Below are 25,808 nucleotides of genomic sequence, written 5' to 3' on the forward strand. Positions count from 1 at the left end.
CTGTGGCCTTGTTACTTCTTACCTGATTTATATTGATTGTTCAAGTATTCAGTAACTTCTTTAGTAATATCTTTGTTATCAGCACCATAGAGCACGCTACCGCCGTCGTTAGCACCAAGGATAAAGGTATAGCCTTTTTGTTTGCCATATTCTTTAATGTTTTTCTTCACTTTGCTAAGTAGAGAATCCATTTGAGTTTGGCTTTCCATTTGTATTTTTTGTTCCTCTTGTTGCAAATGTTGTTGCAATATTTGGCTTTTTTGCATCAGTTCGTTGTATTTTTTCTGAGCTACGTTCTGAGGGAGAGTTTTAGCCTGAGCGTCGAAAGCACGCGCTTCAGTTTGGAACGCCATTGAAATACTGTCGCGTTTTCGTTCGTAGGCACTAATTTGTCCTTTTAGTTTTGCCTCGATGTCTTTTTTTTCTTGATAGTCGTTTAGAAGTTTAGAGTTATCTACAAACGCCACCTTGTCGGTACAAGCAGTAAGGGCGAGCAGTGCTACGCCTGTTAAGATGAGTTTTTTCATTTTTATAATGTTTAATTTGAATTACGTGGCAAAAGTAAGAAAGTTTTACGTGTAAAAGAAATATTTTTTAATTTTGTTACTAAAAAAATGAAAATACTCTCTTTCGTCACTATTCATTACACCTTGTTTCACGTGAAACATTTTACTACCTTCTTTTACCTTATATAAATTTATTCTATATCAGAAACAATCTTCTATAAGTGTATTTTATCAAAACTGACTTTATTACAGCTTGTTTTAAGTATTATTTTTTAAAAAGTAATAAAGTATAAGGTAATAGTTGAGAAGTCTTATAAAAACGTCTTATTTTAAGTTTTTACTATTTTTAGCTTCAGAAATATAAAAAAATAGACAATTTCTAACTCTTACCTCTTATTTCTTACCTAAAACATAAATCTGCGATGAGTATTCTCTTTTCCTCCAACCATAATAATTTGAACGGAGTCCGTTGATGAAACCTTTAAGAAAATGTTTCTTTCCTGTTTTATATTGCTCGGAAAGCATACTCACATAAAAAGCATCAAAAAGCATAGGGTGGGTAGCAAGCAACTCAAAACCTTCTTTGGCAAAAAGCTGTTCGATACTATCCTTAGAAAAATGCCATAAGTGTCGGGGTACATCATAGGCTGCCCAGTAGGCTCCGTAATGCTGTGCGTCCCACGAACGATAATTAGGTACAGCTATAACAGCTAAGCCGTCTTCTTTCAGTAAGTTACTGATGAGCTCTATTTCTTGTGTTACATCGAGTACGTGTTCCAATACGTGCCACATAGTAATCACATCAAAAGAGTGGGGGAGGAGGTTACTAAAATCAGCTTGTAACAAAACTCCTTTTTCTTTTGCTTTCGTACGTGCTTTCTCGCTGGGTTCTATGCCCATAGTCTCCCAATGAGCACACTCTTTACCACTACGCACAAAGTCGCCTGTACCTGCACCTATATCAAGCAGACGAATATTTCCTTTTTTGTATTGTTTGATGAGTTTTATTTTGTGCTTTAAGTTATAACTTTTCACCCATTGGTAGAGTTTATCAAATAGTGTTCTACGACTGTCTGTATGCGAAATATAATCCTCACTCTCATAGTATTTTTTAAGGTCATTAGGTAGGGGAGTAGTGCGGTAAAGTTTTAATACTGAATCATATACGAGGGTAAAATCCTCTTGTGATACGCTATAATCTTTAATTGTCATTAGTTATTAGTGTTTACTCGTTAGTTACTACTTGTCAATTATCAATTGTGAATTATCAATTGATAATGTTCCACGTGGAACATTTCTTATATACTTACTTTTTGTCTTTTACTTGTTACCTTTTACCTCGTAAGAAAGCAAACAATTTTCTCTTCTTCAAATATTCAAGGTTGTAATCATTCTCGTAGGCTTCACGTTCAAAGATGATATTATGGTAAGCTCTCTTCTTATCTTTATACTTAATATATTTCAGTATAAAATCTACAGCATACCATATATAGAAAAATATCACTAAGAGTTCTCGTTGCTGAGCTAAATGTATGCGTTCGTGGTTGATGAATTGTGCATCTTTCAATAGTTTTGGGTCATTAGTAAATATAAAAGGGTAGAGGGTAATACCACTAAAACCCTTAGGTACTAAATATCTGTTTACTATAAACTGATTCATATAAGTAAAAAGTATGTGGCAAAAGTAGTGAGAAAATAGCAGATAAACAAATGAGTTTTTAATTATCAATTCTCAATCGCCAATTCATAAATGTTCCACGTGGAACATTTATGAATTAAATATGTAGCTTTATTTAAAAATATTTATTACCTTTGTCGGCGTAAAATAATAATATATCAGTATGAAAAAGTTTTTAATCCTGTTGTTATTTCCTTTTATCGGAATGGCACAAATTATCAATACTCCAGCTACACATTTGGAGAAAGAACTCAATGGTAAAGTAAAAGCTCTTGTCGAACGTACTTATGACGTCTTTCAAGGTAATCTTAAACAAAAACGTCTTGCAACCGAAAATTATTATGAATTTAATGAAGAAGGAAATACCTTGCAGTTAGAACAAAAATACAGTGGTATTACTTTGCATTACAACTATACTTACAATGCTCAGCAAAAACCTCTGCGGGTAACAGTATCAAGAGTCGCTCACGGAGATGTGCAGTACTCCACGGGAGTTTATGAATATAATAACCAAGGGCATTTAGTAACTTATCACACAGTGATAGGGGTAAGTGCTTCGCCTACACAAACCTATACTTTTAACAAGTGGGACGCCAACGGTAACCCTACCGAAGGTCTCTTAGTAACACCCGATAGCAAGGCGAAGGTATTGCAGGAGTTTGATAAAAATAACCAACGCACTTTGCTCAAAATGGTAACCGAAGGAAATCCACCTACCGAGATGCGCATCTCAGTGCGTTACGACCGTGAGGGTAGGGTAGTGGAACGCAGTATTGCTGAGGGGAACACCAAACCCGATGTAATGCATTATACATATGATAAAAAAGGCATTCCTACCGGCGTAAATAACCAGAAGTTTGAACATACTTTTGATAAGCAAGGTAATTGGGTTACTCGCATTGTATTCGTCAATCGATATATCGTAGGATTTACAGAAAGAGAAATAAAATACTAACATTAAAAATATATACACTTATGAAAAGACTATTTATTATTACTTTAGCTTTGTTCTGTACGGCTTGTAATACCGATTGGCGCAGAAAATACGATGAAGTATATCCGTCTCAAAACGGAATTTCAATGGTAAGAAAAGATAATAAATACGGACTCGTAAATGCCGAAGGTACCGTCGTAGCACCTTTGAAATATGATTATATCAACATCTACCCTTCTGCCGAAATACCTTTTTATGATGTTACCATTAATAATTTGTATGGGGTGATACGCCCTTCGGGTGAAGAACTCATTCCTGCTCAGTATAATTTTATTTCGTATTCCGAAGGTGTTTTTATTGTACAACTCAATGATAAGAAAAAACTTCTTAGTACTAATAACGAAACACTCACCCCTTGGTATGACGAAATAGACCTCTTTTTCGGTGGTCTGGCTCGTGCGAAACAAGGTAATAAGTATGGCTATTTAAATACTAAAGGTAAAGTAGTATTGCCTTTTGTATATGATGACGCTGGTGATTTCAACGATAGTAAAAAGGCAATGGTGAAGTATAAAGGTAAGTGGGGAATGATTGATAATCTCGGTAATACAATCATTCCTTTTGAATATGAACAGGCTGAACCCTATACTAAAAGCAATGAGGAATGGGAAGATTATTACTATATCCTCATAAAGAAAGGCAGAGAGGTAAATATAGATAAAGAAGGTAATTTTTTGTCATTTAAATAATCACTTCTTTTACCTCTCCTCTAAATATCACTTTAAACGACAATCGCTTCCATTGTTTAGGCAAGCGAGGCGTAAACGTTAGTGCGCCGTTCTTTACACGCATACCAGCAAAGCCTTCTACAATGCTGAGCCACGTGCCTGCCATCGAGGTGATGTGTAACCCTTCGTGTACCTCCTTGTTGTAGTCGTCCAAATCAAGCCGCGCTGTACGCAGGTAGAGCGCGTAGGCTTCCTCTGTCTTCCCTAAGGATGATGCGAGGACACTATGCACACAAGGTGAGAGTGACGACTCGTGTACGGTGAAAGGTTCATAAAACTCATAGTGCTTTTGAAGTTGTTCTTTGGTAAATCGCTCTTCAAAAAAATAAAACCCCTGTAACGTATCTGCCTGTTTGATATAAGGCGAACGCAATATCCTATCCCACGACCAATGTTGGTTGAGCGGGCGCTCCCCAGTAGGAATGGTACTTACAGGCTTCAAGTCTTTATCCAAAAAACCGTCTTGTTGCAAGTATACATCATACTTTTCGCTGTAAGGCAAGTACATATGTTCCACAATATCACTCCACTCCTTCAATTCTTTAATAGTCACCCATTGCCTTTCGCTCTTGTATTTCAGTGCCATAGTCGCTGCATAACTCAAACACCAAGAGGCAAGATAGTTCGTATAGAAATTATTGTTCACATTGTTTTCGTACTCATTAGGTCCTGTCACCCCTAAGATTACGTACTGTTTCTTTTCTTCTGAAAAATTGACTCTCTGTGCCCAAAAACGTGCAATAGCAATAAGCACTTCCATTCCATATTCTTTCAGGTACGACTCATCGCCCGTATAGCGTGTATAGTTATAAATTGCAAAAGCAATCGCCCCGTTGCGGTGTATTTCTTCAAAGGTAATTTCCCATTCATTATGGCACTCTTCACCGTTCATCGTTACCATAGGGTAGAGCGCAGCCCCGCCGGTAAAACCGAGTTTCTGGGCGTTTTCAATAGCTTGTGGCAACTGTTTATAGCGGTACAACAGCAGATTGCGAGCTACTTCCGCGCCTTTGGTAGCCATATAAAAAGGCAGGCAATAAGCCTCAGTATCCCAATAGGTACTACCACCGTACTTTTCCCCCGTAAAACCCTTAGGTCCTATGTTCAAATGAGCATACTTGCCCTGATACGTTTGGTTGAGCTGAAAGATATTAAACCGGATACCTTGTTGTGCTTTCTCATCACCTTCAATCACAATATCCGATGTCTCCCATATCGTCGCCCAATCCTCTTTCTGCATCTCCAATAACCCCTCAAATGTTAATGCCTGTGCGTCTCGTACCTTTGACAAAGTTTTAGACTTTGTCAAAGGTGTATAGCCACCATATTTTTCAATACGAAAGGTTTGGTTTTGCTTAACAGTTACTTCATACTGCAACCCTATATAGTTCTCCTTTCTATTTTCTTTTCCACTGATATTCAGTTCTTTTCCTGCTATAAAAAGATGATTTTCCATAAAGGTTTGTACTTTAAAGGCTGTCTTTTTAGTTTCAGCAAGTATAGTAGCGCAGTTGTTTTCCGAAGAAATTTCCAAAGTATTCCAAAAATGCTCGTCCCAGTTAGTATCATTATTCTTAATACCACTGTCTAAGTAACTTTCTATTTCTAAAGAAATATCACCGTTCAAAGGTGTAATCTCATAACGTAAAGCTCCTATTGCATCATAACGCAACGAGAGCAAACGTACCACTTTTACAGCAATTTCCACACCGTTAGGAAGCGTAGCCGTAAACCTTCGCTCGTACCAACCCTCTTTCATATTCAGTTGTCGGCGGAAGTTTTTTACCTCCAAACAAGTGTTTAAGTCTAATAGTTTCCCGTCTATTTTGATGTGTAGTCCTATCCAGCTGGGCGCATTGATCACTTTGGCAAAGTACTCAGGATAGCCGTTTTTCCACCAGCCCACTCGGGTTTTATCGGGGTAATACACCCCACCGATGTAGCTCCCTTGAAGTGTATCGCCCGTATAGTCCTCTTCAAAGTTAGCGCGCATTCCCATAGCCCCATTTCCAAGGCTGAAAATACTTTCGTGTTTGGTAACCTCAGCTTTATTAAAGCCCTCTACGATGATGTTCCACGTGTTCATAGCTATTAGTCTTCACAAGTTTAAAGTGCAAAGGTAGAAGATAATTAGCAAACGAGCAAATTTGCAAAATTAGCTCATAAATACCCTACCCAATAATGATTACCATTACACTTTTCCATCATTAATTCCCCTTTCCGTCGCCACATTCCCTCTTTTTCGTCATTCGTCATTCGTCATTCTCTCGCTTTTCCGTCATACTCCCCCCTATTGCCTATGGCCTAAGGCCTAGTGCCTATTCCTCTTTCTTTCGCCTCGAAACCCTCTTTTTACCATTTTTAGCCTTGTTGTATTATATTATGAGTCAATTATTTATATACCCTTTCTATACCAATCGTCCAAGATTCGTATAAGCTTCCTATAAGCTCTCTATAAGCTAACCCCATCCTTCTTACACCCTTTTTTCATCAAAAACCCTACTTCCCCTCTTTTGAATTTCTCTGTTTTCTTCCGCTCTCTCTAACCTATCCAAATTGTCCGACAAGTCTGACCCGTCAAAAAACGATTTTTATCACTACTCATTTCCTAATTTTCTAATTTGCTAATTAATCTGCCCCCACATACCTAGCTGTGAGCCCTCGCTGGCTTTGTGCGCGACATTTAAAGCAGCAAAGCTGTTTATTTGTTTGATTTTCTAAAGATTTGTAAGATTTCTGTAGTGTAAGCTACACTTTTTTTACATCCAACCCATCATAATTAACGCCTATTCAAAATATATAACACCTAATTTACAATTACGTTTGCATCACATTTGTCAATTATCAATTATCAATTGTCAATTGAAAGACTTTCTGTAGCGTAAGCTACACTTTATCTTACATCAATTTAAAACACTATAAACTCATCGCCTTTGGCTAAAGCATCGTATCGCACTTGGTTAAACCGATACAAAAAAGGCGAACGGTGCTTGCCTATATTTCTCTTCTCGTCCAATTTTTCTATCAGTCCTATATTAGTCATTTTCTTTACAAAATTCCGGTTGTCTAACTTCTTCCCTAAAATTGTTTCGTACAGTGATTGTAGCTCTGGAATGGTAAACTTTTCAGGAAGCATTTCCTTTCCTATGGGGCTAACGTGTGAAAAGAAACGCAAGCTCAACAGCGCTTGGTCTATAATTTCTCGGTGGTCAAAAGCCATTTCAGGAAGGTTACTGATGTCCCACCATTGGCATTCTTCTATATAAAAACTACCTGTAGGTTTCACTTGGTAATAGTCCACCAAGGTAAAGAACGCTACCGATATAAAGCTTTCTAATAACCAATGGTCTTTCGTCACCTCTTGTCCGGTAATAGTCGATAAAAGTTCAGAAGTAAAGTGAGTGTTTTTGTTCCTATCCGGATTCCCAAAAGTAAAAAACTGATGTAAGTGAAGTTTTTTTAAGTTTGTACGGTAGCGTACTACTCTATGAGCTGCTTTTTCCAACGTCTCGTCTTTCTTTACATAACCTCCAGGTAACAACCATTTTTCTTGAGCAGCATTCTTGAATAAAAGCACTTTCAGTTCTCTTTCGTGGTAACCAAAGATTACGTTGTCTACGCTTATATTTCTATAAAAAATTTTATCGCCGTTGAGGATATCATTTAAGATAATGCGTTCTTTTCTGTCCATTACTTGTTTTTTTTAGGGCACAAAGGTATAAATAATTTGCTAATTAACTAATTAGCAAATTATCAATTAGCCAATAAGCGCTGTGTTATTTGGATAAGTTTTTATTTATTTCTATTAGAAAGCATATTTTTAACAATCTGTTATTTCATAAAAAACAAAAAGAAACCACATATTACGTATTTTTTACGTAAAATAATTATCTATATAAATAACTAATATACAATATATTAACACCTTTCTGTTACAGATATAACAAAATAAATACATTGCGTATATTGTACGTAATAAATTATTTTATACCTTTGCACCGAAATAAAACAATAATAAATATAAACAAACAAAAAGGTATTTTATTTATAACACGAAAAATCTCATAACAAATTAATACATTACCGATATGAAAACGCTCATAACAAACTTCACTTCGCTTTGCCTTTTGGCTGTTACCTCAGCCTATGCGCAAGAGCCCGTCACTCAGCCTACGGATACTATAGTACCTGTGGTTACTATGGATACCGTGCCTCCCGCGCCTAAAGTAGATTCTTTACCTTCTACTTCTCCTATCACACCTAAAAAAGATATTTTAGGTAAAGATGTGAAAGAACGCGATACCGAAAACCGCAATGTAATGCTCAACGCCAGTAGTGCTACCTCTCCTCGTCAGTTGAACATTGGCTTGCCTTTTAACGGCGATATTCTTATCCTTGAGAACGACATTCCTGTAGTATACACCTTTTGGACACAAATACCTACCACCGCGTGGCGCTACGATAGCACTATAGGGCGCATCGGGATGATGTCTTTCCAAGATGGCGCTCTTACTTATGGTAAAGTGGGTTATATCGTTACCTCTTGGGACAGAGAACCTGGTCGCAAGTTGCAAGGTTATGCTTCTACTTATTTTACCAATTATGGTAGTAGCCATCTCGACGCTTCAGTAACAGCGCCTATCGGCAAAAAAGGTTGGGGCTTTATGGCAGGCTTCAACGAAACTTTTGAACGTGGTAGTGGTGGTAATTACCAATTCACTCCTTTCCAAGACCGCTTCGAAATGTTTAAAATAGGAGTCTCTAAAAAGTACAGCAAAGGTTTTGTGCGTGCTTACTACAAACACGCAACCGATATCCCTATACTCGGTGCTTATAGCCCTCTTGTGTATGAAGGCAAAGGTAAAACTAAAGCTATAGATGGTTTTGATTTGGGTAAAGATGTGTATATGCCTAACGATGGACTTTTCCCTTATCAAGACTATAATACAGGTGAAACCAAACTTGGCGACCTCAATTCTGATGAAGCCTCTAAAAACATCACCAATGCTATCTACCTCACTGGTGAACATCGTTTTAATAATGGTTGGAAACTCAACTACGCCAATATGTATATGAATTCCAAAGCTGCCTTTACTATTCTATACCCTTTGAGTATGTTTATTACCGACCCCGACCAACAAACAGGTATGACTTTTAAATACGTAGGTACCAACAAAGAGTACAACGGTGCGGTACAACTGAACTCAGTGCAATACTACCCTCAGGTAGAAATCAACACTTGGATTACTCGTTTAGAGGCTACTAAAAAAATTAACAAACACAGTCTGAGATTAGGAACTACTTACCAATATTACCGTGCTCCTGAGATACAACACAATGGTTTGTTCTATCAAACGGTAGAAGCGAATCCTAAACGCTTAGATGCTTATGTAGGGGGAGGAACGGTTAATATTACCCCTCAATATGGTATTTTAGGAAGCTCTTATGGAGGCTATAAAATAACAAGTGATAAAAAGTTAGCTTTCTACGCTTCTGATGATATCAAACTGAATGACCGTTTCGATATTGGTTTTGGTGCTCGCATTGAGAGATATTACGACTATAGTACTCGCGATCCTTATACAAATCAATATGTGCAAAACCGTGATCTTATAAAGAAGAAATTCAAGGACTGGAACAAAGTAGGCTATTTCAACTTTGTAGCCAAAGTATCTAACGAGTTCGGTTTCTTGGGTGATATTACTTATAACGATTGGGCTGCACGCTATTGGGATAATGCTAATAACGAAAAAGACACTAATGGCAAGGAAATATTTGCAACTCCTCATACTACTACCCAAAGCGTACTGAACTACGGTGGAGGGGTGTATTGGAATCACGGCGATCTCATAAGTTTGGTGTCTAAGGTGACTCGTATCTATAAAAAGAACAATATCGCCTCTGAGTCTATCGTAAATCCAGCTAATCCCAGCGAACAAAAAACTTTCTACCCTTTGTTCTACGATATTGCTACCCTTGGTTGGACTACCGACATTATCTCTAAGCCGTTCAAGAATTTCAACTTGCACTTCCTGCTCACACTCCAAAAACCAGAGTATAAAGACTATGAGTATAGTGCCTACGGGGTAAGCTATAGCTACAACGATAAAATCATTCCTGAGCTTTCAAAAACTCTTATAGAAATAGACCCCAGCTACTTTATGCTCAAAGGCGACCTCCGCTTGTGGCTCAGTTTCCGCTACTTTGGCAATCAGTACGGTAACCCTACCAATGCGATTTCTTACAACGGCTGGTGGGAAAGCTTTGGAGGGGTGGATTATAAGCTCAACCGCAATATTGACCTTAAATTCCAAGTAGTAAATATTTTGAACGAAACAGGTATCAAAGGCGCTCTCGTAGGGCTAATCAAATTCTCGACGATACTAATTACATAGGTCGTAAAATTGTAGCAGGTGCTATTCGTCCACGTACTTACGAACTCACTCTTAATTTCAAATTCTAAAACAGTAACATTTTTAATATTTTATCATTATGAAAAACATTCAAAAACTTTTAATCGTAGCAGTCCTCTTCTTTGCAGGATTTGCAGCTGTCCAAGCACAATCTGAAACCGAAAAATTCTTTGTAGGCAAATGGAAACTGATGGTCTATGGACTTCCTAATGGCGATACCGAGATGGTTCTCAATATCACCAAAAATAGCGATGGTTCTCTTGGTGGTACTATCGGTGGTGACGATGCCAATGCTAACAAACTCACTAAGGCTGAGATTGAAGGCAATACCTTCTATGCCAATTTCATCGGCAACGGTTATAATGTTCCTCTTTATATAGAGAAGAAAGGCGATAAGAAAGTAGAAGGCAGTATGAATGATATGTTTGATATCGAAGGTACTAAAATCAAGTAATCTTTCTTAAACCAAAGGAGGCGCTTGCCTGCGCCTCCTTTCTTACCTCTTATTTCTTAGCTTATGAAACGCTTATTTCCTTTAATACTCTTGGCAATCACCCCACTCAAGGCACAAACTCAAGCCGAGAAATACTGGTTGCCGTCGGTAACTTTCTCTGCTGAAAGCTTTGCTCATCCGGCACCTCAGTTTGCCCCTTTTACTCGTTGGTGGCTACCAGGGAACGATATCACTCCCGAAGAGCTAAAACGGGAAATCAATCTCTTTGCCGACAATCACTTCGGAGGGGTGGAAATCCAACCTTTCGCTTTGGTAATGCCCACGCGTGGCAAAGGTCGTGCCGACCGTATAATGAGCTACGACACTCCTGCTTATTACGAGAATATCAAGCAAATGCTCGCTGAAGCTCAAAAACGCAACCTTATCGTCGATTTCACCAACGGCAGTGGTTGGCCTCCTGGTGGGCCACATATCGCTAAAGAAGAAGGTAATCTTACCCTTGAGTTTGGCATTGCTAATCTGGGTACGCAACCTATTGCCCTGCCAAGAGCATCACATTCCGATGACCCTACTGCTAAATTAGTAGCTGTATTGGCTGGTAAATTCCTAAATGATACTACTACTACCGATAAAACCTTCCGTATAGACCCTAAAACGCTCATCAATATTACCGATAAAGTAAAAAACAACACTATACAATACAGCGCTCCCAAAGGGTGGAAAGCCATCGCCTTTTGGTCGGTGCCTACTCAGGAAACGCCTATGCTCATCGCTAAACGCGAAGCGGGCTATGTATTCAATCATTTCGATTCACTACAAGTAAAGAAAAATTACGACTATCTCTTCGGTGAACGCACAGGCTTAGCTCCTTATTTTGGCAAACCCGTACGTGCGATTTTCAACGATAGTTACGAGTTCAAAGCCAACAGACATTTCTCTGATGATTTTATCCGCTTTTTCAAGCAACAACGCGGTTACGACCCTACCCCTTACCTGCCTGCTAATATGTGGCGTGGTTATAACAATATGTACGAACGTATGGCACACCCTGCTAATGCTCCCTATTTTAGTTTAGGAGCCGACGATTGGCGCTTGCGTTACGACTACGACCTTACCCTTAGCGACTTATTGCAAAAGCACTTTTTAAATAGCTCTAGACATTGGGCAAATGCTCGCAACCTCTTGCACCGCACTCAAACTTACGGATTTAATATGGATATAATGGCAGCGGCAGGTGCGGCTTCTATCCCCGAAGTAGAAACTATGCTTTTCTCCAAAGGTTCTGAAAATGGTTACAAACTCATTACTTCAGGAGCACACTTGTACAATCGCCCTATCATCAGTTGTGAAGCAGCTGTTTATTTTAAACGCGCTTATATGACCACCCCTCACAAACTCAAGCTCACTTTCGATAAGCTCTTCAGTAGTGGGGTAAACCAAATTATCTATCACGGTACTCCCTATCGATATTTCCCTGAGGGCTACCCAAAAGAAGGGTGGTATCCGTTCTACAATTCAGCCTTAGGTATTGACTTTTCATCGAATATCAATGAAAACAATCCTTTCTGGAAATATATTAGCCAAATCAACCAATACGCACAACGCGCTCAATACGTATTGCGTTCTGGCAAACCTCACGCCGATGTGCTGATATACTATCCTTTCTTAAACTATAGCGAAGAAGTTGCCAACCCGCGCGAGGTAATGATAGCGGGTGAGTTGAAAGATACTGAGCCTCCACTTCCTGCCGAAAACAAAAATGTAGCCTACAGTCGTGCTATCGATACTGAATGGTTAAAACAGATAATGCCTCTTATTGATGAACTCAACCAGCTTGGCGTCACTTGGGATTGGATCAACGATGCTTCTTTACAAGAACTTTCATTGTTACACAACAAACGCCTTAGCATACGAGGCAATGAGTACCAATCGCTGTTATTGTTTCAGTTGCCATATATCCAACTCAAGAGTGCTGAAAACTTACAAAAGTTAGCTAAAAAAGGAGCAAATATATTGTTGATAGGCGATGTGCCTACCCAGCAACCTAACTATTTCAATTATCAAAAAAACGATATAAAAACCCAAAAAGCAATGCAGGCACTCGCTAAAACTATTGGCAGCCATCATATCAAAGAGCAAGCAGAAATGCTAAACAATTGGTATCCATCTATTCAGTTGCCTATTACGTATATGCAGCCCAACCCCGCCTTACGTCAGCAGCGCCGTAAGCTCTCAGAAGGAAGTTATGCACAATTCATCTGGAACGAAAGCGACAGTTGGCAAGAGGTGCCTATTCAAACTGAAAAAGGGTTGGAATACGCTTATTGGCTCGATGCTACCGATGGCAGTATCCGCGTTGCCAATCTCGAAAAAGGCGCTTACCGCTATCAGTTGCCACCTTATAGCAGTATTTTCTTTATGGCCTCCAAGCAGACGACCGAGATGCCACTCAGCTCAAAAGTGCTTTACAATCCATCGGTTGCCAAAGCTATAGCTACTCCTGAAAAGTGGCATATACAAGCAGAAAGTATAAAAGTGGAAAACACCGCTCTTTTCGATTGGAAAACTCATCCACAGCTGAAGTACAACAGCGCTCCTGGTGTTTATACTACTGAGTTTGTAATCAACACCCTCAGCCCTTCCAAACACTATTTCCTCAGCTTAGGCAAAGTGTATTACGCTGCCGATATAGTAGTGAATGGCAAAAAAGTGAGCTCAGAAGTGTTTATGCCTTTTGTTACTGATATTACTCCTTATCTTCAACAAGGTAGCAATACCCTCGAAATTACTATCACAAATGCCGCTTATAACGATTTTGTAGGGCAAGCTGAAAAAGGAGAAAAAGTATTCAAAAAGCTCAAAGACAGTGATACTATGAGTGCTGGACTCATAGGCCCCGTACAAATAATGGGACAATAAATTTAAAATATAACAGCTATGAACAAGATAACAACCTTTACAGCAATTTTAGCCTTTTCGCTAAGTTTTGCACAACAAACCCCTCAACTCAACAAAAACAATATCAAAGAGGTGGTAAAAGCAATGACTCTCGATGAGAAAATACATTTCGTGAGTGGTATCGGTATGAGTATTTCGTTAGGAAACGATGGTCCCGTTGCGGGTAGTATTGGAGGTAAAGTGGTTGGGGCAGCAGGTGCTACACTCGCTATTCCTCGCTTGGGTATCCCTTCAGTAATAATGGCAGATGGGCCTGCAGGATTGCGTATAGAGCCTACGATCGTCAACGGTGAAAAAATCTATACGACTGCTTTTCCTGTAGGTAGTTTGATAGCAAGTACTTGGAATACCACACTCAGCACTTCGATAGGTAAAGCGATGGGCAACGAGGTAAAAGAAATGGGAGTAGATATACTTCTCGCCCCCGGTATGAACCTCATTCGTAATCCACTCTGTGGTCGCAACTACGAATATTACTCTGAAGACCCTGTGCTGAGCGGTGAGATGGCTACTGCTGCGGTAAATGGTGTTCAAAGTCAAGGGGTAGGTGTATCTGTAAAACACTTTGTAGCTAATAATCAAGAGTCTAATCGCAATAGTGTGAGTGCTTTGGTGAGCCAGCGCGCTTTACGTGAACTCTATTTGCGCGGTTTTGAAATCGCTATCAAAAAGTCTAATCCTTGGACGGTGATGAGCTCCTATAACAAAATCAACGATACGTACGTTTCTGAAAATCCCGAGTTACTTACCACGATACTACGCGACGAATGGAATTTTAAAGGTATGGTTACTACCGATTGGTTTTCAGGGCGCAAATATGCTAACCAAGTGAAAGCGGGAAATGACCTACTAATGCCAGGGCGCAAACAAGAAGCTAAAAAAATAAAAGAAGCTCTTGACGAAGGTTCTCTCAAAGAAACAGAACTTGATCGCAATATCGAGCGTATCCTGCAACTCGTCGTTAAAACCCCTGTATTTGCTAACTATCGTTATAGTCAGCATCCCGACTTTATTGCCAATAGAGCTATCGCTCAACAAGCTGCTGAAGAAGGTATGATTCTTTTGAAAAACAAGGCTGCTCTTCCGTTGTCAGCGGGCAAAATTGCTCTCTTAGGCAATGCTTCTTACGATACTTTCGTAGGGGGAACTGGTAGTGGTGAAGTACAATCAGCTTATACGATTTCTTTTTACGACGGACTTAAAAAAGCTGGTTTTTCATTAGACGAAAACCTTAAAAAAGCTTACCTCAGTTACATCACCGAAGAAAAGGAAAAACGCCCTAAACGTGTGAGTATCTTAGATGTTATCAAACCTGTAGAAGAGTTTCCTATAAGCGAAGAACAACTTCAACAGATGTCACGCAATTGTGAGGCGGCCATCATCACTATTGGACGAAATGCCGGTGAAGGCTCCGATCGCAGTCTCGAAACTGATTATGTTCTCAACGACAAAGAGCTTGCCCTTATTAAAGCTACTGCCAGCGCTTTCCACGCTCAAGGTAAAAAGCTCATCGTGGCTCTTAATATCGATGCTTTAGTAGAGGTTACTTCTTGGCAAGACCTCGCTGATGCGCTACTCATCACTTGGTTGCCTGGTCAAGAAGCGGGGAATGCTTTTGCTAATATCCTCACCGGCAAAACGAATCCTTCAGGTAAGTTGCCTCAAACGATGGCACTTTCTTATAACGATATCCCTTCGGCAACTGCTTTCCCTGGTACCCCAAAACGCAGTCCTTCCGAAAGTGTTTACAACGAAGGTATTTATGTAGGTTATCGCTATTTCAGTTCTTTTGGCAAACCTGTAGCCTATCCGTTTGGTTACGGACTTTCGTATACCCAATTTGAGATGAAAAAGCTCAAAGCGCCTACTAAATTCAGCAAAAAACTCAGTTTAAGTGTAGAAGTAACCAATGTAGGTGAAGTAGCAGGTAAAGAAGTAGTGCAAGTATACCTTTCAGCTCCTGCAAAATCTATGGATAAACCAGCCTTAGAGCTCAAAGCTTTTGCAAAAACTGAACTACTTAGCCCTAAACAATCACAAACACTCAGTTTTACCCTCTCCCCCGAAAGTCTTGCTTCTTTTGATACTGTACGCTCGGCTTGGGTAGTTGAAGCAGGTACTTACACTGTAAAAGTAGGCAATTCAGTCGAAAATATTTTGCAAACAGCAACTTTTACCGTACCTAAAGAAATCGTAGTAGAAAAAGTAGCTGATGTGCTCAAACCTAACAAAGCGTTCGATGAACTAAAGAGATAAAAAATGAAAACCGTATTTCTCACAGGTGCTACAGGCAATATGGGTAGAGAAGCAATGAAAGAACTCCTCAGCCGTAGCGACCGTTTTCAAATAAAAATATTAGTACTCCCTCACGAAAAGAACAAACCTTTAGTGCAAGAATGGGAGCAGAAACCCAATGTAACCATCGTTTATGGCGACCTTACCAATTACGACGATGTGCTCGAATGTGTTACAGGTGCCGATTATGTGTTGCACGTGGGCGGTATGGTTGCCCCTATGGCTGATTATCACCCAGCCCTTACCACCAAAGTGAATATTGGGGCAGCAAAAAACATCATAAAAGCTATCCAGAGTCAGCCTAATAAAGATGCTATAAAACTCGTTTATATAGGCACAGTGGCTCAAACAGGCGACCGCAATCCTCCTATCCATTGGGGGCGTACTGGTGACCCTATCAAAATAAGTATTTACGACAACTATGCTCTTACTAAAACCATTGCCGAACGCGAGGTGATTGAATCTGGACTCAAATATTGGGTGTCGCTTCGCCAAACAGGGGTGCTCTACTTCGATTTGATGAAGAACACTAACGACCCTATTATGTTCCACGAACCTTTGAATGGTGTATTCGAGTGGGTAACTGCACGCGACTCAGGCAGAATGCTCGCCAATGCCTGCGAAGACAGTGTGCCTGAGGATTTTTGGTGTCGTATTTACAACATCGGGGGAGGTGAAAAATACCGCTCTATGAATTGGGAGTTTATGCAAATGACCAGCAGCTTGGTAGGCGTAAAGGACTTTCGCAAGATATGGGAACCTAATTGGTTTGCCACTCGCAATTTCCACGGACAGTGGTATCTCGATTCCGATGAACTCGAAAAATACCTGCATTTCCGTTCTGGGTCGTTAGAAGAATTTGTTGCCGAAATGAAAGAGCACGCACCTAAAGTCGCTAAATTAGCAAAATATATCCCGTCGTGGGTAATTAAAAACCTCGTGTTTAAACCTGTTGCCAATAAGCCTTTTGGCACTTTGTATTGGTTCAAACACCATCGCGAAAACCGCATCACCGCTTTCTTTGGCTCTAAAGAACAATGGGAACAAATCCCCTCTTGGGAACACTTTACTTTTGAGCAGGCGTCTAAAGAACCTAAAAAGTTAGATCACGGCTACGACGAGAGCAAACCTAAAAGCGAATTAGACCTCAGCGATATGCAACAAGCAGCAGCCTTCCGCGGAGGTAAATGCCTCTCTACCAAAATGCAAAAAGGAGACCTCAAAACAAAATTGGAATGGGAATGTGCCTGCGGTCATCACTTTCAGGCGAGCCCTACACTTGTTTTGCTCGGCGGACATTGGTGCCCTGAGTGCCTCCCTATGCCTTGGAATTACGACGAGGAAGCCAAACGCAATCCTTTCTTTGCACAAGTTTGGACTCCCCTCCACAATCCCGATGAACACAACGTATACAAGGCTTCTATTTTAGATGAATAACAAAAACAAAGTATTATGGCAAGGTGTTTTTTTCTATCACTTGTACTGCTGTTAGCTTTTTCAGTGAACTTGCAAGCTCAAAAAGCAAATTCGCTAATCTTCAATTTAAAAACGGGGAAAATATTTCAGCCTGAAGCGCCTAAAGAATTTGAAGTCAATAAGGAATATACTCCTTATCTCGAAGTTTTCTTGCCTGAGAAAACCAAAGCTAATGGCAGAGGGTTGTTTATCTTCCCTGGGGGTGGTTATGGAATGGTAGCGTATGGACACGAAGGTACGCGCTGGGCTCCTTTTTTTAACGAACAAGGAATAGCCGTTTTTGTACTGAAATACAGTCTGCCCAAAGGAGATAGAAACCGTACTTTTAGCGATGTGAGTTCGGCTATGAACATAGTAAAGGCAAACGCTACTAATTGGGGGCTTAACCTCTCTCAAATAGGGGTAATGGGTTTTTCGGCAGGAGGTCATTTAGCTGCTACAGTAGCTACTCATTTTAGCGAGCCTATTAAGCCTGCTTTCCAAATTTTATTCTATCCTGTTATCACTATGGAAGCAGCCTATACTCACGCAGGGTCTCGAGAGAACTTGCTCGGTAAAACCCCTTCTCAAGCACTTGTAGATGAGTATTCTAACGAAAAACAGGTTTCGGCTACCACACCACCTGCTATTATCATCGCTGCTGCCGACGATCAAGTGGTGCCTATTGAAAATAGTCTAAACTATTTCAAAAGTCTCAATGAAAAGAAGATTCCTGTGTCGCTTCATATTTATCCTATAGGTAATCACGGTTGGGGATATAGCAAACAGTATAAATACCACGAGGCGATTCTAAAAGAACTTTCCCTTTGGCTACAAACAACCCTTAAATACAAACAACAATGAAAAACCTATTCCTTCTTTTTGCTTTTCTCAGTCTTTCGGCAGTAGCTCAAACAGTAAACCCTGAGTTGCTCACTAAAAACTGGCGCGCTTTCTGGGTGTATGTACCTAATACTGACCCTAATGACTATGGCGTATATCACTTCCGAAAAGTGCTCTCGCTCGAGGCCAAACCTGCTACTTACATAGTTCACGTCTCTGCCGACAACCGCTACAAATTGTTTATAAACGGTCAGTTAGTCTCTTTAGGTCCCGCTCGTGGTGACCTCTACCATTGGCATTACGAAACAGTAGATATTGCCCCTTACCTACAACAAGGCAACAATGTGGTAATGGCTACCGTGTGGAATGATGGCAAGCACAAACCTTTGGCGCAAATCAGCTCACGGACAGCTTTTATACTGCAAGGTGATAGCAAAGCCGAAAGTGCTTTGAATACAAATGCTTCTTGGAAGTGTGTACACGATACTGCTTATGCGCTTGTAAAACCGAACGCTATAGGCTTTTTTGTAGCTCCTTATGGCGAGTTTATCGATATGAACAAAGCTGTGCTCAATAGCGAAAGCCCTGAGTACAACGATAGCCATTGGGAAAAAGCTGCTACTATAGGCACAGGGCTACCTAAAGGAGTCAATACGATGGGCGCTAACGACTGGATGCTCGTCCCTTCTGCCATTCCTCAAATGGAACGCACTCCTCAATACGGACTCAAAGTCAGAAAAACTGAAGGGCTCACTCTCCCTAAAAAAATGCCTGTTGGCAAACTCAACTTTACCGTCCCTGCAAACACAAAAGCTACTATACTTTTAGACCAAACTTTTAATACCAATGCCTACCCCGTATTGCAATATAGCGGTGGCAAAAATACAACTATCGCGCTCAAATATGCCGAAGCTCTTTACGATAACAATTACGATAAAGGCAACCGTGATGAAATAGAAGGCAAAAAGCTACACGGGGTTACCGACAGCCTGATTGCCAATGGAAAAAAGCAACAAACTTTCACCCCTTTATATTGGAAAACCTTCCGCTATCTACAACTCTCGGTACAAACGGGTAGTGAACCTATTACTATCGAACAACTCTACAGTCTCGCAACGGGCTATCCTTTCCAAAGAGCAACAACTTTCTCTTGCGATGATCCACAACTCACTCAAATGCTAAATATCGGTTGGCGCACTGCTCGTATGTGTGCGATGGAAACTTATATGGATTGCCCTTACTATGAACAATTACAATACATAGGCGACACCCGTATACAAGCGATGATTACCTACTACAACACTACCGACGATCGCCTTGCACGTCAAGCTATCAACGCTATTAGCGATTCTCGTTTGGCAGAAGGCGTTACCCAAGGGCGCTATCCCGCATCGGGCGATAATATCATTTCTACTTTCTCACTGATGTGGATAGGAATGTTGCACGACTATTACCTCTATCGCCCAGATAGTAGTTTTGTAAAACAGCACCTTCCAGCAATGCGCCAAATTCTCTCTTTTTACGAAAGTTATACCCAACCCGATGGCACCCTCAAGAACGCCCCCTATTGGAAGTTTGTAGATTGGCCTGAGAATGCCAAAGGCTGGAAAATGGGGGAACCTCCTCTCAATCCCGATGGCGGTAGTGCCGTGTTAGACCTCCAACTGCTATGGGCATACCAATGGGCAAATGAGTTAGAAATGGCACTTGGCAATAGGGGTTTACAACAGATGTACCAACAGAAAGCTACTCAATTGGCTCAGAGTATTCACGACAAATATTGGGATAACACTCAACAACTTTTCGCCGATACCCCTGCCAAAAAGAACTACTCTCAACACGCTAACACTTTGGCGATTCTCACAGGTCTTGTAGAGGGACAAGCTGCTCAAGACCTTTTCAAGCGAATGATGAACTTCCCTAATATTACACGAGCTTCTATCTATTTCCGTTACTATGTAAATCAGGCACTTGCCAAAGTAGGTTTAGCCGATGAATACCTACAACAATTGGACGTATGGCGCGATTACCTCAAACTTGGTATGAATACTTGGGGTGAAGATTCTAATATCAAAGCCACCCGCTCCGATTGCCACGCTTGGGGTGCCAGCCCCAATATAGAATTCTATCGTATGCTATTAGGCATAGATACAGCTGCCAAAGGTTTTGCCGAAGTTAAAATAGCGCCTCATTTAGGGACTCTTAAAGAAGTGTCTGGCTCTATGCCACATCCTTACGGCACTATCAAAGTAAGTTATAAATTGGATAAAAAGGGAAAGCTCAATGCTAATATCACCCTGCCCGAAAAGCTCAAAGGTACTTTTGTATGGAAAAACACAACAAAAGAACTCAAAGCGGGGAATAATACTTTTACAGAATAAAATAACCTTTTTTACTATGAAACATCTATTTTTTACAATTGTTGTACTATTGTTTTGTATTCCGTCTAACGCACAGCGATTAACCCCTTTGTCAAAAAACCGATTGTTTGTAATGACAGATATAGGAAACGAACCCGATGATTCACAAACAATGGTAAGACTAATGCTCTATAGCAATGTAATAGATATTGAAGGCTTAGTTGCTTCTACAAGTATCCACAAAAAAACCCTCCTGAAGTGTCGATGATACGGCAAATTATAAAAGCTTATGGAGAGGTAAGACCTCATTTGTTGAAACACGAAAAAGGATTCCCTACCGAAAAACAATTGCTAAACCTTGTAAAAGCAGGGCAGCAAGAGTATGGAATGAAAGGAGTACAAGAGGGTAAAAACTCCGAAGGCTCCGATTTGCTTGTAAAAGCAATACTAAAAGAAGATAGCCGTCCTTTGTGGATTTCTGCTTGGGGTGGAGTGAATACTTTGGCTCAAGCTCTCTTGCAATTGCAACAGTCAAAAAGTAAAAATGAAATGGATAAACTTATTAAAAAACTCAGAGTTTATACTATTTCCGACCAAGATGATGCTGGATTTTGGATACCCGAGAATTTCCCCGATTTGTTCTATATTGTAAGCCCTAATAGCTATCAATCTTCTACTTGGATAGGAATGGCTCAACCCTTTAAAGGCGCTAACAACGAGGTGATAAGCAATAGTTGGATCGAAAAAAATATCCAACAAGGAAAAGGTAGCTTAGGTAGAATGTATCCTGATGTAAGCTTCGGAATGGAAGGCGACACCCCTTCTTGGTTAGGATTGATACCCAATGGACTAAATAATATGGAACATCCCGACTGGGGCGGTTGGGGAGGTCGTTATCAATACTATCAACCCGAGTTTGACCCAAATGAAAGATGGCTTTTCGAGTTAAAACCTGAATCTCACCCCATCTGGACTAACACCGATGATACTTACACCCCCTTAGTTAAAGCACAATGGGGAAAAACAATAGTGCCTGATAGTATCAAACCTATTGTAAGCAACCAAGTAACTATATGGAGGTGGAGAGAAGATTTTCAAAATGATTTCGCTGCAAGAATGGATTGGTGTGTAAAAAATTATAAAGAGGCTAACCACCCTCCTATTGTTAAACTATCACACCCCGAAACATTAACTGTAAAATCAGGAGAACATTTTGAATTAGATGCTCGATTAACTAAAGATCCCGACGGTGATGCCCTCTCCTTCTATTGGATGCAATATCCAGAAGTAAGCTCTTATAAAAGAAAAATAGTTAGAGAACCCTGCAATGTGTCTTGGTTATTCGATATGAAAGCCCCTAAAGTAACTAAACCCGAAACAGTACATATTATCCTAAAAGTAACCGATAAAGGAAGCCCTCAACTCACTCGATATAAAAGAGTAATTATAAATATATTACCAAAATAAAAACCATATTATGAATACAACCCTCAGTATCCTCCTAATGGCAATAGGCAGTATTTGTGCCGCCAGTTTTTATGTGCCTATCAAGAAAATCAAAAATTGGTCGTGGGAATCCTATTGGCTTGTACAAGGTGTCTTCTCGTGGCTTGTAGTACCCGTACTCTTTGCCTATCTCACTACTCCGAAAGGTCTTTTTAGTGAAATCTTTGCCACTATCCCCTTAAAAGTGTTACTTCAATCTGTAGGTTATGGAATGCTTTGGGGTATCGGTGGACTCACCTTTGCACTGAGTATGCGTTATCTTGGGGTCGCTTTAGGGCAATCTATCTCTTTAGGACTCTGTGCAGCGGTAGGTACGCTCATTCCTCCTATAATAGCAGGTGAGAACCTCTTAGCGAGCCGTTCGGGTATATTGATGCTGGCAGGGGTAGTAATTTCTTTGGTAGGTATTGCTGTGATAGGTTATGCTGGGCATCTCAAAACCAAAGAGATGACCACTGAACAACGCCGTAAAGCCGTAGCTGAGTTCGCCCTCAAAAAAGGAATCTTCATTGCTGTAGTAGCAGGGGTGATGAGCGCTTGTTTCAACTTTGGACTTTCGGCTGGTAAACCTATACAGCAACTCGCTCTTGCACAAGGAAGCAATCCGTTGTTTGCCAAAAATCCTGTGATAATGTTCGTTACCTTTGGAGGCTTCCTTACCAATATGCTGTATTGTCTTTTCTTAAATATAAAAAACAAAACAGGTAAAGACTATCTTTCAGTGTCTGCTACTACCCTGTGTAACAATCTCTTTTTTGCTGCTCTTGGCGGAACACTTTGGTACTTGCAATTCTTCTTTATGGGGATGGGAGAGAGCAAACTCCCTGCCGAGATGGTAGCTTTCAGTTGGAGTATCTTGATGGCTATGAATATTGCTTTCAGCAATATATGGGGTATTTTTCTCAATGAATGGAAAGGAGTGCGTATGGGTACGATTACTGTGTTGGTTGTGGGAATTATCATCTTGATTCTTTCAACTTTTGTAATTAAATTCTAATATTAAAAATAAAAGAAATATGAAAACTGGAAACATTAAAAAAGCGTATGAACTCGCTAAAGAAATGTATGCAGCTATAGGTGTAGATACCGATGCTGCCCTCAAAGCAATGAAACAAGTGAACATCAGTTTGCACTGCTGGCAAGCCGACGATGTAGTAGGTTTTGAATCATCACAACAAGCCCTTAGCGGGGGTATCCAAGCTACAGGTAACTATCCCGGTAAAGCGACTACTATTGCTCAATTGCGCCGAGATATAGAGGAAGTATTGCGATTGCTCCCTGGTAAACAACGCCTGAACCTCCACGCTATCTACGGAGATTTCCAAGGAGTTACTGTCGATAGAGACCAGATAGAGCTCAAACACTTCCAGAGCTGGATCGACTGGGCTAAACAGTTAGGTATTGGTATCGATTTCAACCCTACTTGTTTTTCTCACCCTAAAGCGGCTACAGGTTTTACTCTTTCGAGTAAAGACGAATCTGTTCGTCAATTTTGGGTAGAACACGTGAAAAGAAGTCGCCGTATCGCTGCCGAAATAGGCAAACAGCTCGGTACGCCTTGTGTAAACAATATTTGGATTCCCGATGGTTCTAAAGATATGCCTATTGATAGGAATGCGCATCGCGCCCTCCTTAAACAATCGTTAGACGAAATCTTTGCCGAAGAATTTCCTAAAACACACCTCTTAGACGCTGTAGAAAGCAAACTCTTTGGGATAGGGGTAGAGGCAATGACTGTAGGTTCTAATGAATTCTATTTGGCGTATGCCGTAAAAAACAATAAGATGGTGTGTTTAGACAACGGACACTTCCATCCTACAGAACAAGTAGGCGACAAGATTTCGGCTGTATTGCAGTTTGTTGATGAAATTCTCTTACACGTTACTCGCCCTGTGCGTTGGGATAGTGACCACGTGGTTACTTTCAACGATGAAATTCAGCTCATCGCTCAAGAAATTGTACGCAATCACTATTTCAGTCGCGTGCATATTGGTTTAGATTATTTCGATGCCAGCATTAATCGTATAGGTGCTTACGTTACGGGCGTGAGAGCTGCACAATTAGCATTCCTCTTCGCTCTGCTCGAACCTACCGAAAAGCTCAAGGCTTTAGAAGAAAAACAGCAGTATTTCGAGCGCCTTGCGTTTCTCGAACTTCTAAAAACTAAACCTTTTGGAGCGGTATACGACTATTGGTGTATGTTAAATAACGTACCTGTAGCCGAAGATTATATCACTGCCATTCAGCAATACGAGAACACCGAACTAAAGAAAAGATTATGACCGATGTAATCGCTATATTCGATATTGGTAAAACCAATAAAAAAATGTTGCTCTTCAGTGAAAACCTCTCTCTTGTAGCACAACAAGAGAAGGTTTTTCCTGAAATTACTGATGACGACGGCTTTCCTTGTGATGATATCGATGCAATGACCTCTTGGATTTACAACTCACTCAATAGGGTAGTTAAAGAGGGTGAATACCGCATCAAAGCGCTCAATTTTACTACTTATGGTGCTACTTTGGTGTATTTAGATGAAAATGAAAAACGACTTACCCCTTTGTACAACTACCTCAAAGAGATGCCTAAAGAAGTATTAAACAACTTTTACGAGCGTTACGGAGGAATAGACGAATTTAGCCGTCAAACTGCTTCTCCTGCCTTAGGAATGCTCAATGCCGGCTTACAAGTCTTGTGGCTCAAGCGACAAAAGCCAGAAGTATTTGCTCGTGTAAAGCATATTCTGCACTTTCCTCAATACCTCAGTTATCTCTTTACAGGCAAAATCACCTCCGAGTACACTTCCATAGGTTGCCATACAGTTATGTGGGATTTTGACCACCAGCAGTACCACCCTTGGCTCGCCGATGAACAACTCACTCTCCCTACGCCTGAAAGTAATTTGAACTTGCAGTTCGTTGTAATAAATGGCGAGAAGGTACAAGTAGGCAGTGGCTTGCACGACAGTTCTGCCTCGCTGATTCCTTACTTAGAAATTTCTAAAAGTAAGTTTATACTGATTTCTACTGGTACCTGGAGCATCTTTATGAATCCTTTTAATCACGAACCTCTCACCGAAAACCAACTGAAGAACGATGCGCTGTGTTTCCTTTCGGTAAAACAAAAGCCTGTAAAATCGTCACGTTTGTTTATGGGGCATATCCACCAAGTAGAAGCTGAACGCTTAGCCACACAATACCAATTGCCTGCTAATAGTTACAAAACGGTACAAGCCGATGAAACTATATTCAGAGATTGCCTTAGCCAGAAGAAGCCAAGCAACTTCAATGAAGCCTATCACGCTTTAATGCTCAATTTGCTGAAATGTTCGGTAGAGAAAATGCAACTCATCAGCGAGAATAGTAATTTTGAGTGTATATACATTACAGGAGGCTTTGCGCGCAATCCTTTGTACACACGTTTGCTGGCAACTTATTTCAGCGATAAGCAAGTGTACGTTTCACAAATAGACAACGCTACTGCCTTTGGAGGGGCTTTGCTCACCTCAGCAGCAATGGGCAACGTAATTCCTCCTATCAACTTAGGACTCAAACAAATCACTCCTTTTCACCTTTTAAACCTTTACGACAATGAATCACAAAACTCTTGATAGCCAAA

General features: G+C 40.4%; 18 protein-coding genes and 1 pseudogene. 14 read left to right on the top strand and 5 right to left on the bottom strand.

All coding sequences use genetic code 11. From position 1 onward, the window contains the following. Positions 1 to 11: 11 nt before the first annotated feature. The 3 genes from HW278_RS05600 to HW278_RS05610 form a co-directional block, all read right to left on the bottom strand. Entirely contained in the window at positions 12 to 527 is a 516-nt protein-coding gene (locus tag HW278_RS05600) for an OmpH family outer membrane protein (protein WP_009410479.1), read from the bottom strand. 372 nt (positions 528 to 899) lie between these two features. After that, complete coding sequence (locus tag HW278_RS05605) at positions 900 to 1,718, bottom strand: class I SAM-dependent methyltransferase (RefSeq protein WP_178977182.1); 819 nt, start codon at positions 1,716 to 1,718, stop codon at positions 900 to 902. 115 nt (positions 1,719 to 1,833) lie between these two features. Further along, on the bottom strand, positions 1,834 to 2,166 hold the full coding sequence (locus HW278_RS05610; protein WP_178977183.1) for a hypothetical protein: 333 nt from the start codon (positions 2,164 to 2,166) through the stop codon (positions 1,834 to 1,836). Between the two features lie 181 nt (positions 2,167 to 2,347). Between HW278_RS05610 and HW278_RS05615 the strand changes: the two genes are divergently transcribed. Both HW278_RS05615 and HW278_RS05620 read left to right on the top strand, forming a co-directional pair. Then, on the top strand, positions 2,348 to 3,139 hold the full coding sequence (locus HW278_RS05615; protein WP_178977184.1) for a hypothetical protein: 792 nt from the start codon (positions 2,348 to 2,350) through the stop codon (positions 3,137 to 3,139). A 20-nt stretch (positions 3,140 to 3,159) separates the two neighbouring features. Further along, a complete protein-coding gene (locus HW278_RS05620; RefSeq protein ID WP_178977185.1) occupies positions 3,160 to 3,867 on the top strand; it encodes a WG repeat-containing protein in 708 nt (235 codons plus the stop codon). On the opposite strand, the gene HW278_RS05625 is transcribed toward HW278_RS05620, so the two are convergent. Both HW278_RS05625 and HW278_RS05630 read right to left on the bottom strand, forming a co-directional pair. After that, a complete protein-coding gene (locus HW278_RS05625) occupies positions 3,860 to 5,992 on the bottom strand; it encodes a family 65 glycosyl hydrolase domain-containing protein (RefSeq protein ID WP_178977186.1) in 2,133 nt (710 codons plus the stop codon). The two genes, HW278_RS05620 and HW278_RS05625, sit on opposite strands and share 8 nt — an antisense overlap. Positions 5,993 to 6,814: 822 nt before the next feature. Continuing rightward, positions 6,815 to 7,597, bottom strand: coding sequence for an NUDIX hydrolase (locus HW278_RS05630; protein WP_178977187.1), 783 nt, complete (start codon positions 7,595 to 7,597; stop codon positions 6,815 to 6,817). 397 nt (positions 7,598 to 7,994) lie between these two features. Here HW278_RS05630 and HW278_RS05635 point away from each other — a divergent pair, with 397 nt between their 5' ends. The 12 genes and pseudogenes from HW278_RS05635 to HW278_RS05685 all read left to right on the top strand — a co-directional run bounded on the left by HW278_RS05635 (position 7,995) and on the right by HW278_RS05685 (position 25,800). Beyond that, positions 7,995 to 10,301, top strand: a complete 2,307-nt coding sequence (locus HW278_RS05635; protein ID WP_178977188.1) for a hypothetical protein — start codon at positions 7,995 to 7,997, stop codon at positions 10,299 to 10,301. Positions 10,302 to 10,398: 97 nt separating this feature from the next. Next, positions 10,399 to 10,773: a hypothetical protein gene (locus HW278_RS05640; protein ID WP_106096145.1), complete on the top strand. Its 375-nt coding sequence runs from the start codon at positions 10,399 to 10,401 to the stop codon at positions 10,771 to 10,773. A 63-nt stretch (positions 10,774 to 10,836) separates the two neighbouring features. After that, the gene (locus HW278_RS05645) at positions 10,837 to 13,692 is read left to right on the top strand and encodes a glycosyl hydrolase (RefSeq protein ID WP_178977189.1); all 2,856 of its coding nucleotides are present in this window, start codon (positions 10,837 to 10,839) and stop codon (positions 13,690 to 13,692) included. 18 nt (positions 13,693 to 13,710) lie between these two features. After that, positions 13,711 to 15,987 carry a beta-glucosidase gene (locus tag HW278_RS05650; RefSeq protein WP_178977190.1) on the top strand — a complete coding sequence of 759 codons (2,277 nt, stop codon included), beginning with the start codon at positions 13,711 to 13,713 and terminating at the stop codon, positions 15,985 to 15,987. A 3-nt stretch (positions 15,988 to 15,990) separates the two neighbouring features. Further along, positions 15,991 to 17,463, top strand: a complete 1,473-nt coding sequence (locus tag HW278_RS05655) for an NAD-dependent epimerase/dehydratase family protein (protein WP_178977191.1) — start codon at positions 15,991 to 15,993, stop codon at positions 17,461 to 17,463. Positions 17,464 to 17,478: 15 nt separating this feature from the next. Continuing rightward, positions 17,479 to 18,345 carry an alpha/beta hydrolase gene (locus tag HW278_RS05660; RefSeq protein ID WP_178977192.1) on the top strand — a complete coding sequence of 289 codons (867 nt, stop codon included), beginning with the start codon at positions 17,479 to 17,481 and terminating at the stop codon, positions 18,343 to 18,345. Continuing rightward, on the top strand, positions 18,342 to 20,705 hold the full coding sequence (locus HW278_RS05665; protein ID WP_178977193.1) for a family 78 glycoside hydrolase catalytic domain: 2,364 nt from the start codon (positions 18,342 to 18,344) through the stop codon (positions 20,703 to 20,705). Before HW278_RS05660 ends, HW278_RS05665 begins: the two co-directional genes overlap by 4 nt. A gap of 151 nt (positions 20,706 to 20,856) precedes the next feature. Further along, positions 20,857 to 21,521 (top strand): annotated as a pseudogene (locus tag HW278_RS12880) (DUF1593 domain-containing protein); the annotation flags it as partial. A gap of 435 nt (positions 21,522 to 21,956) precedes the next feature. Beyond that, a complete protein-coding gene (locus HW278_RS12885) occupies positions 21,957 to 22,151 on the top strand; it encodes a hypothetical protein (protein ID WP_410493729.1) in 195 nt (64 codons plus the stop codon). A gap of 10 nt (positions 22,152 to 22,161) precedes the next feature. Beyond that, positions 22,162 to 23,187 carry an L-rhamnose/proton symporter RhaT gene (gene rhaT, locus HW278_RS05675; RefSeq protein ID WP_178977194.1) on the top strand — a complete coding sequence of 342 codons (1,026 nt, stop codon included), beginning with the start codon at positions 22,162 to 22,164 and terminating at the stop codon, positions 23,185 to 23,187. A gap of 19 nt (positions 23,188 to 23,206) precedes the next feature. Continuing rightward, positions 23,207 to 24,472, top strand: coding sequence for an L-rhamnose isomerase (locus tag HW278_RS05680; protein ID WP_178977195.1), 1,266 nt, complete (start codon positions 23,207 to 23,209; stop codon positions 24,470 to 24,472). Continuing rightward, the gene (locus tag HW278_RS05685; RefSeq protein WP_178977196.1) at positions 24,469 to 25,800 is read left to right on the top strand and encodes an FGGY-family carbohydrate kinase; all 1,332 of its coding nucleotides are present in this window, start codon (positions 24,469 to 24,471) and stop codon (positions 25,798 to 25,800) included. Before HW278_RS05680 ends, HW278_RS05685 begins: the two co-directional genes overlap by 4 nt. The last annotated feature ends 8 nt before the right edge of the window (positions 25,801 to 25,808 follow it).

The organism is Capnocytophaga sp. oral taxon 902 (assembly GCF_013394735.1).
GTDB lineage: Bacteria > Bacteroidota > Bacteroidia > Flavobacteriales > Flavobacteriaceae > Capnocytophaga > Capnocytophaga ochracea.